The 13086-nt window shown below is 44.4% G+C and carries 12 protein-coding genes and 1 pseudogene; 6 read left to right on the top strand and 7 right to left on the bottom strand.

From position 1 onward, the window contains the following. The first annotated feature begins 135 nt into the window (after nucleotides 1-135). From AC0IYG_RS03220 to AC0IYG_RS03200, 5 genes are all read left to right on the top strand, one after another. Nucleotides 136-2235 carry a SusC/RagA family TonB-linked outer membrane protein gene (locus AC0IYG_RS03220; RefSeq protein ID WP_471709586.1) on the top strand — a complete coding sequence of 700 codons (2100 nt, stop codon included), beginning with the start codon at nucleotides 136-138 and terminating at the stop codon, nucleotides 2233-2235. Nucleotide 2236: 1 nt separating this feature from the next. Then, nucleotides 2237-3220, top strand: coding sequence for a hypothetical protein (locus tag AC0IYG_RS03215; RefSeq protein ID WP_471709585.1), 984 nt, complete (start codon nucleotides 2237-2239; stop codon nucleotides 3218-3220). A gap of 44 nt (nucleotides 3221-3264) precedes the next feature. Further along, nucleotides 3265-4317, top strand: a complete 1053-nt coding sequence (locus AC0IYG_RS03210; RefSeq protein WP_471709584.1) for a RagB/SusD family nutrient uptake outer membrane protein — start codon at nucleotides 3265-3267, stop codon at nucleotides 4315-4317. After that, nucleotides 4314-5099: a RagB/SusD family nutrient uptake outer membrane protein gene (locus tag AC0IYG_RS03205; protein WP_471709583.1), complete on the top strand. Its 786-nt coding sequence runs from the start codon at nucleotides 4314-4316 to the stop codon at nucleotides 5097-5099. Before AC0IYG_RS03210 ends, AC0IYG_RS03205 begins: the two co-directional genes overlap by 4 nt. A 1301-nt stretch (nucleotides 5100-6400) precedes the next feature. Then, nucleotides 6401-6856: a hypothetical protein gene (locus AC0IYG_RS03200; RefSeq protein WP_471709582.1), complete on the top strand. Its 456-nt coding sequence runs from the start codon at nucleotides 6401-6403 to the stop codon at nucleotides 6854-6856. 690 nt (nucleotides 6857-7546) lie between these two features. Here the strand turns inward: AC0IYG_RS03200 and AC0IYG_RS03195 are convergent. The 7 genes and pseudogenes from AC0IYG_RS03195 to AC0IYG_RS03165 all read right to left on the bottom strand — a co-directional run bounded on the left by AC0IYG_RS03195 (nucleotide 7547) and on the right by AC0IYG_RS03165 (nucleotide 12328). Beyond that, nucleotides 7547-8647, bottom strand: a complete 1101-nt coding sequence (locus tag AC0IYG_RS03195; RefSeq protein ID WP_471709581.1) for an NADH:flavin oxidoreductase — start codon at nucleotides 8645-8647, stop codon at nucleotides 7547-7549. Between the two features lie 135 nt (nucleotides 8648-8782). Then, nucleotides 8783-8962, bottom strand: a complete 180-nt coding sequence (locus tag AC0IYG_RS03190) for a hypothetical protein (protein WP_471709580.1) — start codon at nucleotides 8960-8962, stop codon at nucleotides 8783-8785. 143 nt (nucleotides 8963-9105) lie between these two features. Beyond that, nucleotides 9106-9237, bottom strand: a complete 132-nt coding sequence (locus AC0IYG_RS03185) for a hypothetical protein (RefSeq protein ID WP_471709614.1) — start codon at nucleotides 9235-9237, stop codon at nucleotides 9106-9108. Continuing rightward, a pseudogene (locus tag AC0IYG_RS03180) lies at nucleotides 9201-9919 on the bottom strand (outer membrane beta-barrel protein). Before AC0IYG_RS03180 ends, AC0IYG_RS03185 begins: the two are co-directional and overlap by 37 nt. Then, the gene (locus tag AC0IYG_RS03175; RefSeq protein ID WP_471709579.1) at nucleotides 9903-10598 is read right to left on the bottom strand and encodes an outer membrane beta-barrel protein; all 696 of its coding nucleotides are present in this window, start codon (nucleotides 10596-10598) and stop codon (nucleotides 9903-9905) included. Before AC0IYG_RS03175 ends, AC0IYG_RS03180 begins: the two are co-directional and overlap by 17 nt. After that, nucleotides 10595-11227 (bottom strand): hypothetical protein, encoded by a 633-nt coding sequence (locus tag AC0IYG_RS03170; RefSeq protein ID WP_471709578.1) that lies wholly within the window; start codon nucleotides 11225-11227, stop codon nucleotides 10595-10597. Before AC0IYG_RS03170 ends, AC0IYG_RS03175 begins: the two co-directional genes overlap by 4 nt. 663 nt (nucleotides 11228-11890) lie before the next feature. After that, nucleotides 11891-12328, bottom strand: a complete 438-nt coding sequence (locus AC0IYG_RS03165) for a hypothetical protein (RefSeq protein WP_471709577.1) — start codon at nucleotides 12326-12328, stop codon at nucleotides 11891-11893. 217 nt (nucleotides 12329-12545) lie between these two features. Here AC0IYG_RS03165 and AC0IYG_RS03160 point away from each other — a divergent pair. After that, nucleotides 12546-13086 (top strand): hypothetical protein (locus AC0IYG_RS03160; RefSeq protein ID WP_471709576.1); only part of this gene is annotated, 541 nt, incomplete at its 3' end.

Below are 13086 nucleotides of genomic sequence, written 5' to 3'. Positions count from 1 at the left end.
TGTTACCAGCAACAGCTGCATCCAAGCCCGGAAACCAGGTAACAGTTTGTTAACGCAATGGTAACGCGAGTTAACGGCCATTCTACCCACCCGAAAGTAATTTTGACCCTTGATCAAAAGTAAAAAATCAAATCTATGCTTTCAAAATTACGTCTATCAAAGCTCGCATGTCTTTCCGCATGTTTGCCTTGGGCTGTACTTAGTATTAACCCGGTCCAGGCATTCCCTGCGCGTATCAATACGAAGCTTTCGTTTCAGGCAGAGAAGTCTTTTTCAGATGCTGGGTCTGTTGCACAGTCCATCTCGGGTTCGGTTACAGATGAAGCCGGGGCGCCGCTGCCGGGTGCCACGGTTGTCGTTAAGGGAACAACAAGAGGCACATCGACCAACGCCGAAGGGAAATTTGTGATAGAGGCCGATGCTAATGCCGTTCTGGAAGTTTCTTTTATTGGATATGCGGCAAAACAAGTTCCGCTTAACGGGCAATCGTCAATCATTATCCAATTAGCCCAGGACCTGGCGCAATTGAATGAGGTTGTTGTGGTTGGTTACGGTACACAGAAAAGGTCGGACATTACCGGCGCTATTTCTTCGCTTAACAGTGAAAGTTTTAACAGGGGCGTCGTAACGAACCCGGGCGAATTGCTGCAAGGTAAACTGGCCGGTGTTTCCATTGCCGCCAATAGCGGTGAACCCGGTGCTGCGCAGGACATTATCATCAGGGGTATCGGAAGCTTGCGCTCCGGGACGCAGCCGCTGTACGTGGTCGACGGATTTTTGCTGGACAATTCCAACACCGGCGTTCCCACCAATCCACTCAACTTCATTAACCCTAATGACATCGAGAGCATTGATGTGTTGAAAGACGCCAGTGCGACAGCCGTTTATGGATCCAGGGCATCTAACGGAGTTGTGGTCATCACCACCAAAAAAGGAAAAGGGAAACCGCAGCTGACGTTGTCTGCATCCACGGCCATATCCTCAATGGCTAACAAAATAAATGTTTTCGATGCCGACGCTTTCCGCAGGGAGGTTGTAGCCACAGGTGGAACTTTGCAGGATTTTGGGGCAAACACGAACTGGCAGGATGAACTCTCGCAGACAGGTGTATCTAGCAACCTCAACTTATCGATGAGCGGAGCCAATAGCGAAAGTTTTTCTTATTTCACTTCCGTGGGTTATCAGGATCAGGAAGGGATTTTGAAAAACAGCAGGCTGAAACGCTATTCAGGAAAATTGAATTTAAACCAGAAGGCATTCAACGGCCGCTTAAATATTGACTACAATTTAACGGCTTCCCGCACGGAAAATTTACGCCCGGATATCACTTCTACCATGAGTGATATGCTTAGTTTGAATCCCACGATTCCTCCTTTAACAGACGGTGTCCCTACTTTATTGAATACGAATGCATTAAACCCGCTTGCCCGGTATAATTTGTTCAGCGACAAGGCGATTAACCACCGCATTCTGGCAAATATTTCACCCTCAATCGAAATCATCGAGGGCCTTACTTACAAGCTGAATTTCGGTGTGGATTATTCTACGACAACCCGAAATCAGCAGTATAAGCCCTTTCCTGCGGTTATCAATGAATCCGATGTTTCCAATGGTGTGCTTGACAATGCAATAAGTGGAAATACGAACCAACTTGTTGAGAATACGCTGACATATAACTGGGTTCGTGAGAACCATAATGTTACGCTCCTGGCGGGTCATTCTTTCCAAAAGTTTTTGGATGAAACCAGAATAACTACGTACCGTGGCTTTGCGACCAATAATATCGAGCCTATTTATCAGGATCATACAAGCACAACTGCATTCCCGACAGCGGTAAATGCAGAAGCTTTAAAAAATGAGCTCCAATCTTTCTTTGGAAGGGTAAACTATATTTATGCTGACAAATATATGTTTACCGGTACATTCCGCGCCGATGGATCTTCCAAGTTCGGACAGAACAACAAATACGGTTATTTCCCTTCATTCGCCTTGGGGTGGAACATTAGCAAGGAAGATTTCATGAGTAGTTCTGCTTTTAACAACCTCAAATTAAGGGCTAGCTGGGGAAGAACCGGTAACCAGGAAATTCCTTCCAAGATCACAAAAGCGAGCTATCTGGAGCAGCGTTTACAAACAGGGACCGGAAGCGTAAGACACTTATCCGATCGATACGGACGCTACTGCACTGGAAGGCTTTCCGTACGGGATTATTTTTACGAGATTGGCCAATCCTAATTTGAAATGGGAAGTATCCACACAGGTGGATTTAGGTATTGACTTTGCGTTGTTCAAATCAAGAGTGACTGGTACGCTTGATTATTTTAACAAACAATCTTCCAACATCCTTCTGGAAGTTGTTCCTTCCGATCCGGTCCAGCCCACTTCGACCTACTGGAACAATATTCCGGATATGAAAATCCAGAACAACGGTGTCGAGCTTACATTGAATTACAGCAGCGATCCAAAGCGTGACTTCTCGTACAATATCGGAGGTAACTTCACCTACATTCAGAATAAAGTGAAGAAGTCTCCTTATGCAGTTTTGGCCACTGGCGCGGCGCAGGGTGCAGGCCAATCCGGGGCGACTATTAACGGCTACATTAATAATCAACCGCTGGGCGCATTTTACATGTATCAATTTGACGGAATAAATCCCGATAATGGTCAAAACGCATTCAGAGATACAAACGGTGATGGGGCGATATTGGATAATGACCGTGTTGTGGTCGGCAGCGCAATCCCTAAAATCATTTATGGGTATAACCTAAATCTAAAATACAAGTCTTTTGATCTGGGTTTGAATTTTAATGGTGTAGCCGGCAATAAGGTTTACAACCACACGACTATGACCTTGTTCAGCAGGGCATTATTGGCCAAATCCAACAACACAACTGATTTCGCCACGCAATACCCAAATGAGGCGTTGAGCAATGCCAATGTTGTGTCGACCCGCTATCTGGAAAACGGCTCATTCATGCGCTTGAATAATGCAACCCTGGCTTACAACCTGAACCTAACAGGGACCAAGCTAGCGAACGCCATCCAACGTGCCAGTCTTACATTAACCGGTCAGAATTTGTTTGTTATCAGCAGTTATTCAGGTTTTGACCCCGAAGTGAATACGGGATCGGCTTCCGGCGGCATTCAGACATTTGGAATCGACCGCTTTACTTATCCAAAAGCAAGGACTTTCCTGCTTGGTTTGAATGTGACATTTTAATACAAAAAAACGATTAGCTACGATTCGTTGAAAATCAAATCACAATGAAAAATACAGGATTTTATAGAGCGTTGACGGCAGTGGGATTTCTGCTGACCTTTATTGGTTGTACCAATTTGGAAGAGGATATTCTTGATGAATCGCTTACAGGAACGGGCCAGGCCCAACTTGTAACCGGTTCCATAGCCCCGGTTTATGGCCTTCTCCGCTCCGGTGTATGGCTGCATACAAACCAATTCGGACTGCAAGAGGTGGCTTCTGATGAAGGTATCCTCCCCTACCGAGGCGGCACCGACTGGTATGATGGCGGTAAGTTCATCGCGGTTCACCAGCATTTGATGACGCCGAGCAATGGCCTCGTAGGCGATACCTGGACGCAAATTACGCTTACTTTATCGAGAGCCGTTATTGCTGCGGAACGGTTAAATGAAGCAGGCAAAGCCGGTAACGCAAGTGCGCTGGCGGGTTACCACGAAATGGTTGCCATGAAGGCGTATCTCAATATGCTGGCACTGGACAACTGGGGCCTGGTTTTCAAAAAAGAGCTTTCCAGTGAAGTGTCCAAGGTCCTGAGAGGCCAGGAAGCAATCAGTTATATTGAAAGCGAACTTTTATCAGTGGTTGATCTAATCCGTAAGGAAAATGATCCTGGCAGGCTGAATCAAAATGCTGTGAAAGCATTGCTGGCACGTTTGTATTTGAATGCCGCCGTCTATCGGAATCCGTATGGTAAGCCTGAATTCAGTAAGGACGATATGGAAAAGGTGATTAAATATACCAACGAGATTATTGCCGGACCCTATGCCCTATCTCCTGAATATTTCGATCTGTTCAGCGACGAGAACCATACTAATAAGGAGCTCATTTTCGCACTCGACCAGCGGGGCGTATTGGAAACAGATCAACAGCGCTGGGCGTACTGGTCGATTTCCGGTGACCAGATCCCAGACCCGGAATTCCCAAACACGCGCGGAACAGATGCAGTCGCGGCAACGCCTGACTTTTATCAAACCTGGGTGGATGCCAATGGCAATGTAGATCCAGCTGACGCTGATGCACGTTTTTCAAGAAAAATACGATTGTTCCTGAAAACTTGAAAAACTTAACAGGTGTTACGCCTTTGAATGATGCCGAGCATTATTATTCCGTAGATGCCACGAAGTTTGAAATGGACAGAGGGATTTTGCGCGGAATCATCTGGGGGCCCAGAAAAGACGGAAGCGGCAATATTTTAAAATCTGCCGACGGCAAAGTGAGGATATATCCGGTGATCAACAAAAGAACCAGCGGAGCCAACCTGACTTATGTGAACCATATACTCAATGTAGATTTTACAGGCCCGGGCAGCTTGCATAACACCGGTTACCGGTTTTCAAAATATCAGTTTAGTCATACCGGTAACAATTGCTGCAGTTACAGCAGTGTCGACCTGGTTTTGATTCGCCTTGGAGAAATCTATCTGATGCGTGCCGAAGCGAAGCTGAGAAATGGCGACCATGCAGGTGCTCTTGCTGATATCAATACATTGAGAACTTCAAGAAACGCCCGGCCAGCCCAGACTCCAAAAGCGCTGACGAAAATTGACCTGGACATATTATTCCGCGAGTCGGGATTTGAATTGTACTGGGAGGCTTCAGAAGAAATTACCAGATCCGTTTTGGAAAATATGAAGGCACCTGGACAGGAAAAACGGACAAGAGCGTCGACAAGCGATTGTTCCCAATCCCTCAGCGAGCCATCGACGGAGCTTCCGCCGATGAAGGATTTTTGGTACAAAATCAGGGATATTAATTCCACCCAAAATAAAAATGAGGCTGCTCGAAATCGGGCAGCCTCATTTTTAACATTCAAAATTAGTGTGTTGTTGAACGTTTTTTAATCGCCTCATTTATTTTGTCATTCAATTCAATGAAATAGGACTCCAGTGTATTTGTTACCTCGATCAAATAATCATTGTTCATCATTACCATCATTTCCGTACCATCCCTTAGTTTCACTGCTTCTACCGATTTAATTGTTAAAAAATCAGCTCTTGATTCCTCTGTTATTTCGTTAATGCTGATGTTTAAATTTGATTTTATTCTGATTGCCTTTCTAATTTGACTCCATGCTGCATTTAATGTTTTGGAGTATATTTCGGCATCAGTGATTATTTTGTTATGTAAACGATTAGGCTCTGCTATGGCTAAAACTTCCTTGTCGAGTAAGCTAAATTCAGTTTACCAGGATATTGCGCGTTTCTGTTAATGTCTCTTCGAATATTGCTATTTCGGTAGACAACAGCTCTTTCCATATTGAGAAACCCCGTCTTTTAGCGATCTCTTTTTCAAATCCGTAAACTTGCTTTAACTTGTACTCTGCGAGTGCTGAGTTATCCGTGTTAACCAGAATATCTATTTCTTCATTTATTTTTTTATCGAGCTTACTTTGCTCATTGCTTAAATCATTAGCTTGTCTGTTTCAGCTTTTTTTTGTGGTTCTCCAATACCAAAATGATGCGGCGGTCTAAGGCTTCAATAAATATTGATTCAAAAAATCGTACTTTCTTCATTTGTGTCCTATTCGAATAGGTTTTCGAAAATCACGTTTATAAAAATAAACCGGCCCGGAAAGGCAGACCATACCCATAAAGCTACCACACGCCTGTGTCCAGGATGTAACCCCAATTTTAAATTGCTGTTAACCTATGCAACTAGGTTTGTAGCTTAGATTAGTGGAATGACTTAATATTTGGAAAGCTTAATGATCTGTCTTCAAGCTTCAGAATATAACATTACCTTAATATCAGAAAGATTATTTGGCAAGAAAACCCACATGGCAATTTTCTTGATGTCTTGGGTGAACTGGGTTCAGCAATTTTTATCAGGGATGGAAAAGCTTTTTGAACTTAATGCTATATACGTTATCATTTGATTACCGTAAAAATTTCGCCAAATGCAGGCATAGTAAGGGTAAAAAATAACGATAATGAAGGAATAGCATCGTATTCGTATTGCGGTTGCGCAACGTCACCCGGTTAGCCTTACCTGGAAAATATGGCGCAGACAATGCTCACACTGGTAAAACTTTGAGAGAACGACAACGTCGTGCAAGCGGTTCTTGCAATCCCTGTGGCCAAAAGGGCTGGATCCGAAAGAAGCCTCGCTTCGGCGATCAAAAGCTGACTATATACAGCGGCCAATGATCCCCGTCTGTGCTGGCCTGTTCCTTCCTGGTAAATATTCCGGCCCTGCACTGCTCACAGTTTTGCTCTGGCTGCGGTATCTGATCCTCCGTGGTGTGTTTTTGGGTTTATATGGTGGCAAGGGCAAATTTACAAAGAAGCTTTCAGGCAAACCACTCCTTCGTCAATATGATAAATTTGGCAACGACCCAGTGCTAAAGTTAGGCGACCAGGTAGGTGATCTTATCAATGATGGTATAAAGGATATTATCCGGATTGGCGAGTGCGTTTCAGGAGAAGTACTCAGCGCCGGATTTGAAATGGCTGTTGACATAGATCTTGGCCTGGCGCAGGGAGAGGAAGTGCTTTTCATTATTTGCAACTGCTTCAAGCACACAGGCATCGCCAAGCCGCTGCTCGATAAAAGCCACATCCTGGCTGGGAACTTCCGGCTGGCGTTACCAGGACCATGATGGCCAGCTTAAATGGCATACTTCAGTCGTCAAATGTGCCGCTAAGTGACCGGGTGTGAAGTTGCTTATCCCATAGTTTTAATCAGAAAAGACACAAGGAACGATTGACTGGGATCTTCTATAATAGGCTCAAAAAAATCGAATGGTGTCAGAATTAGCACAAAGTTAACAAACGGTAGCACTGAACCATAACATTAAAAATACGCAGGCCATCAGCCTCAGACGGGACTTGTCCGGAGCACTCAAAGTATTTTTAATCTTATCATTAACAGCGTCTATTGGTCGCTTTTTGCCATCATTTTTGCACCTTCAAGCATTTCAGGCAGCAGCATGACACACCAAAAAACTTTTGATTTTACAAAAAAAGATCTGTAAAGTTCATCACAAAAAGGCGGACTATTACAGTCCGCCACACAATCTGCAACAAAGAAGTGAGCGCATTTTCGGCGGTTACTTCCAGGTGGTTAAATAAGAAACCAATTTCCGGCAGGCCGGACCTGCCATTGCTTTGCAATCAGGCTTTGTTGATGGGTAACAGCAAAATATATTTGCTACGGAAAGGCTTCCGCATCCGGAAGACCGGACCCTGCAAAGGACTGAATGATATTGCAGCATCAAAAGTAAAGTATGTCTCCAGATGTGCCCCGGATCGTGGCTGACCGTCCGGGGCATTGCTATATTTCTTTTGATTTAAACGAGCTGCATTAATGCTTCTTTGCTGAATCCTTTCAGTTCATCTGCGCGATCATCCTTGATTTTTTCAACCCAATGCGGGTCGGCTAGCAGCGGTCTTCCCACGGCGACCAGATCAAAATCTCCTCTATCCATCCTTCTTACCAGTTCGTCGAGTGAGCTCGGCTCGGAACTCTGTCCTGCAAAAGCACCGAAAAAGTCGCCCGTCAATCCTACCGAACCGACGGTTATGGTAGCTTTACCCGTTATTTTTTTGGCCCATCCTGCAAAGTTCAGATCAGAACCTTCAAACTCAGGCTCCCAAAAACGACGCTGTGAACAGTGGAAAATATCAACACCGGCATCGACCAGCGGTGTAAGCCATTGTTCCATTTCCTGCTCATTTTTGGCATGTTTATAGTCGTAAGCCGCCGGTTTGAACTGCGACAGACGGATAATCAACGCGAAATCGTCACCTACACTTTTTCTCACTTCTTTAATGACTTCCACCGCAAATCGCGTGCGCTCTCCGATGGTTTTGCCTCCGTATTTATCGGTACGGTTATTGGTTGCTTCCCAAAAAAACTGATCAATCAGATATTGATGCGCGCCGTGGATTTCAGCGGTATCGAAGCCAAGCGCTTTGGCATGAGCAGCGGCACGCCCAAATGCAGCAATCGTATCGGCAATGGCGGCATCTGTCATCGCAACTCCGTTTTCAAAACCAGGTCTGTTCAAACTGGATGGTCCCTCGAAAGGTACCGGAGGAGTCCAGCCGGAATGATGATTTTCCATAATTCCCTGGTGCCAGATCTGCGGTCCCATTTGTGAGCCCGATTCGTGTACGCCGTCGATTACTTTCTTCCAGCCTGCCAATGCACTATCACCGTAAAAATGCGGAATATCCGGATCTGAAGAGGAGGAAGGCCTGTCGATCACGGTTCCTTCTGACAGGATCAGACCTACGCCTCCCATCGCTCTTTTACTATAATAAGTGGCTACGTCATCGGTAGGAATGCCACCAGGCGAAAATGAGCGGGTCATCGGCGCCATAACAATGCGGTTTTTTATATTCAATGTTTTCAGGCTGAATGGCCTGAACAAGCTATCGGTATTCATAATTACTAAATTAAATTTCGGAGTGAATGACTTTGGCTCAGCTTTTCGAAAGCTTCCTCGTTGCGTTTATCGTAGGTCCACTGCCCAACCCGCTTGGCGGTCACCAGATTGGTTCGTTGCAGAATAGAAAGATATTCAGAAATCGTACTTTGCGTGAGGCCACTCTTGGCCTGAATTTGCCCCCACACAAACACCCAAATTTTCAAAATCCGGGTTGGGCTGGCCAGGAAAATGCTCAGCAGGCGTTTTCAGCCAGTTCAAGATCTGCAACCGCGTCTTGTTAGATAATGCTTTAAATACTTCTACCTGATCCATCGTGCAAATATATCGGTTTCTCTTCGATATGCCAATATCCCGATGAAAGAATTTTGAATGGTGGACTGATCAGGCACGCAGCATTGTAGTGAAGCGGAAAATGCAGGAGTCGGAATGCATCATTATTTTACAAACTTCGAATATCAGTTCTCCTTGGTATCGCTTCTGCGTCTTTCATCCGCAGCGGAATCGCTCTTTTTGATCTTGTTGATTTGCCCCCCGAAGTTGTAGGTGAAGTTTAATCGTACGGTCGTCGTTTCGTAACTGTTTTCCAAACCTGCCGGAGTGCCAGCGATTGCTGTAAATACCTGTTTTGAAAAGTATTGAAGATATCTGTCACGTTCAGCGAGACGGTTGCGCGTTTTTTTAATAAGGATTGCCGCAGCCCGGATGTTAATGTAAAATAAGCATCGGTTTTAATGTTACGTTCCTGTGATTTCCCCGGTAGCGAAAGAGAATCAGCCAGGATAACTGTTTAGTAAGTGAAAAGCTGTTGTAAGTGTCAAAATTGAAGGTTGTAATGCCCGTTATATTTACATGATCATCCGCTAATTGATAGGATAACTTTCGCAAATTGATATTCGTGCTTGTGTACCACCAAGGCTTGATCTGACGATTATAAGCTGTAATCAGGCTCAAAGTTTGTGTGTAGCGGTTATTGACCGGTCTGGTCACCGTGCTATCTCCGCGCTGATTTTGAAAAGCAAAATAGGTAAAGTCGCGAAAATCGATTCCGTAGTTGGCAGTTACAAAGAGTGCGTTGCGGTAAGCCAGCGTGGCCGAATTGTTATAGGATGAAACAGGCCGCAGTTTAGGATTTCCCTGTACAAAATTGTTTGCATTGATAATCCGGAGCAGCGGGTTCATATTCTCGTAGGTCGGCCGGTTTGTCTTTTTGTCAAAACTGAAAATAAAACTATGCTTGTCAGTGAATTTGTAATCAAAAAATACTGTCAGGAAACAGTTGAATATAATTCTGACGGAACCGCTGGTTTGACTGCGATTGCCGACCGCTGTTCCACGTCCCTTCCGCCCGTAAACCGAGCTGGTAGGATAACTTTTTCAGCTCCTGGTGAAATGTGGTATATAGAGCATGAATGCTTTCCGAATAGCGATAAAGATCACTTTGCGAGTCATTGGGAATCAATTTGTTTCCATTAATGTCATAGAGCACGTTTCGGTTGTCTGTCTCCACGTAGCTCGACTTGAACCCGGTTTCCATTTGCGCTTTGTGTTTGAGCGGAAGCGTCAGGTCGGCTTTGGCAGAATAAACGTCAAATGCATTATTTTGATCAAAGAAAGTGCGTTTCAGCTCATCACCGCCCTGTCCAAATATCCGCTCGGTATTATGCTGGTCGGAATAGTTGGCATTCCGGTAATAATCCAGATCGATGGTCAGCTCTTTGCCCAGCGTATCCATTTGATGGAGCAAATGCAGGCCGGAAGAAAAGTTGTTCATTTTTGTTTTGACCCGGTTATCAAAAGTACCCGCCAGGTTTTTTTCAGCAAGGTCCCTCGTTTCAGAAAAAGCATTCTTTTTAAACAATTGCAATGCATTCATAACTGAGAATGACAGTGTGGTTTTCTTTGTTAAATATAAGGTTGCCAGCCCAATATTGGGTGTAATATTGTTCATTTTCCGGACACTATTTTGATCAGTGATTCGGTGCCACCGGAAATTATGCCAGGCTCATCCGGCCGGGACTGACAAAATGTAATTATCGACAAGGAATATTTTATTGAAATTGTAGTCCGTATTCGGTAGCAGATTGTACTTGCCTGTTTTAAAAATGAGATTAAATCCGCCGGTATATTTGGCATATCGCCCAAATCCCCCACCGCCGTAGACATTGCCTCTGAGCCCTTCCCTACTGCCTCTTTTTTCCTGACAATATTGATGATGCCGCCACTCGTAGAAGCATCGTATTTGGAGGATGGACGAGCAATCAGCTCCACTCTCTCAATGGATGTGGCCGACATACCCCGAAGTAAGCCTGCCAGCGCATCAGCGGAGAGCGGTGTAGGTTTACCGTCAATGTCTATACGTACGTTTCGACCATTCAAATAGACCATATTGTCCGGATTAGCCTGTATGCCCGGCAGCCGGTCCATTACTTCCATCAGAGAAGAACCACCGGTAAGCTGATCGTTCAGGTTAATGACAATTTTGTCGGCACGCTGCTCGATAAATGGCTTTTGTCCTGTAATAGTAACAGCTGACAGATTTTTAGTCGCGGGTTTCAGTTGCGATATGCCCCAGCTCATTAGCGCTGGCAACAGATTCGATTTCCTTTTTCTGTATGTTTCGTAGCCTAGCATTGTTACTTCAAGTATAAAAACGCCTATTGGAACATTGACGAGATATAAACTTTTCCGTCAATTTCACTCAGTGCCGTTTTCGTAACTGTGGAATCATGTATAGCTTTCAAAATGATTGCCGCAAATGGAAGCGGCTGTTGTTGGTCGTCCAGAATTACACCGGAAACATGGGTATTAATCATTTCCTTGGGCAACCGCAAATCTTGGTAAAAAGCCTAAAAACAATACCAGCACTAAGAAGCTGGTATAACCTGCAAGTTTTTTCATGGCAAAGCTGTTTGAACTGATAATTTCTAATCAGAGCAAATGTATAACTTATATTTTCATGTTGATAAACTATTTTATAAGTTATTATAGCCTATTATTTAGTTATTATAGATTTAACTTATTTAAAGTCGACATAAACTGCTGTAAATCAATTATTTGCCGACAATTGATAGCCAAGTTTTATTTCATACCGCACACGCACCAGCTGTCCTCACCTGTACGCCGGGAACCCGTCTGGCGAGTTGCCGATAATCCTGACAGCCTCGTTGTTTAAATTTTCGTTCGGGCTGTCCATTACCTGGGGCAATACTACTTTGCCATCCGTATCGACAACGAAGCTTACTAACACCTTTTTCCCTGGTCGTGGTGCGCTTTGAATATGTCCCATTGGCTTACCTCCTTACTCAGATAACCCAAAAAAGCATCCAGGCCGCCGGGGAAGGCGGGACGAACGGAGCCTTTTCGGCCCGTTAGCAGCAGTTGCAGCAGAATTTTTGTACAAAGCTGAAAATGATGTAAGACAAGAGCGCAACAGGGATTTACGCAAGACATATTTCGCAAGATTTGCCCTGGAAGCGTTGCTCCTTCCCAGCATTGCGATCCGTTGTTTTTAAGTAAATGTTTATCAGTAAAAGCATTGGTCATCTCAGGGGCGTATTGCAACGACCTGTTCAGGATCAGCGATGCATATTGGTAGTAATTGCCGAAGTGCCTGGCCGTTTCGCGATCTGCCAGAAACTCGTGCGTCCTTTTGATGCTTCGCTGGTAGAAATAAACCACCGGATTAAACCAGGCGACAATCCCAGCTCCTCAAAAAACAAAATATCCATGCTGTGCCACTGCCTGATATGGCACGTCTTCGTGGTAATTGATCATCTCCAAATTCGCTGCATTGCGATCAACTACTTTGTACTTAAAAAATGAGAATGCAGCATGATGCGCAGGTTTCCTGATTTTGTTTCTGATATACAGCAATCTGATTATCAGCCAGCCAAGTTTGAAAAAAACGCCCGCAAAATCAGGTCCATTTCAGCCAGTCAGAGATATGGATAATTCCTTCGTGCTGCGCAGCGCGGCAATGAAAATAATCACAATCACAATGCAGTGGATAAGACAGAAACTGGTGCCAAAAAAAAAAAAAAAAAAAAAAAAAAAAAAAAAAAAAAAAAAAAAAAAAAAAAAAAAAAAAAAAAAAAAAAAAAAAAAAAAATTTTTTTTTTTTTTTCTCTCTCTCCAAAAAAAAATTGCCTGCCATGCCATGCCATGCCATGCCACCTTTTTTTTTTTTTTTTTTTTGCCATGCCACCACCTCTCTCTCTCTCTGCCAGAAAGCCAGCCAAGCCAAAAAAAAAAAAAAAAAAAAAAAAAAAAAATGCCACTGCCAGCCGCGGGGGCCCCCCCCCCCAAAAAAAAAAAAAAAAATAGCCATGCCATGCCATGCCATGCCCTGCCTGCCTGCCCCCCCCCCCCCCCCCCCGGAGGAGAAGAAAATGCCATGCCCACCGCCAGAAAAAAAAAAAAAAAAAAAAAAAGCCATG

The organism is Dyadobacter sp. AC419, from assembly GCF_979253085.1.
Note: the sequence above shows the minus strand (reverse complement) of the source record. Positions and strands in the feature narration are given on the sequence as shown.

Coding starts and splice junctions, on each gene's coding strand:
- AC0IYG_RS03220 (WP_471709586.1), top strand. CDS start 136: ATGCTTTCAAAATTACGTCTATCAAAGCTCGCATGTCTTTCCGCATGT.
- AC0IYG_RS03210 (WP_471709584.1), top strand. CDS start 3,265: ATGAAAAATACAGGATTTTATAGAGCGTTGACGGCAGTGGGATTTCTG.
- AC0IYG_RS03200 (WP_471709582.1), top strand. CDS start 6,401: ATGATCCCCGTCTGTGCTGGCCTGTTCCTTCCTGGTAAATATTCCGGC.
- AC0IYG_RS03195 (WP_471709581.1), bottom strand. CDS start 8,647: ATGAATACCGATAGCTTGTTCAGGCCATTCAGCCTGAAAACATTGAAT.
- AC0IYG_RS03190 (WP_471709580.1), bottom strand. CDS start 8,962: ATGGATCAGGTAGAAGTATTTAAAGCATTATCTAACAAGACGCGGTTG.
- AC0IYG_RS03175 (WP_471709579.1), bottom strand. CDS start 10,598: ATGAACAATATTACACCCAATATTGGGCTGGCAACCTTATATTTAACA.
- AC0IYG_RS03170 (WP_471709578.1), bottom strand. CDS start 11,227: ATGAGCTGGGGCATATCGCAACTGAAACCCGCGACTAAAAATCTGTCA.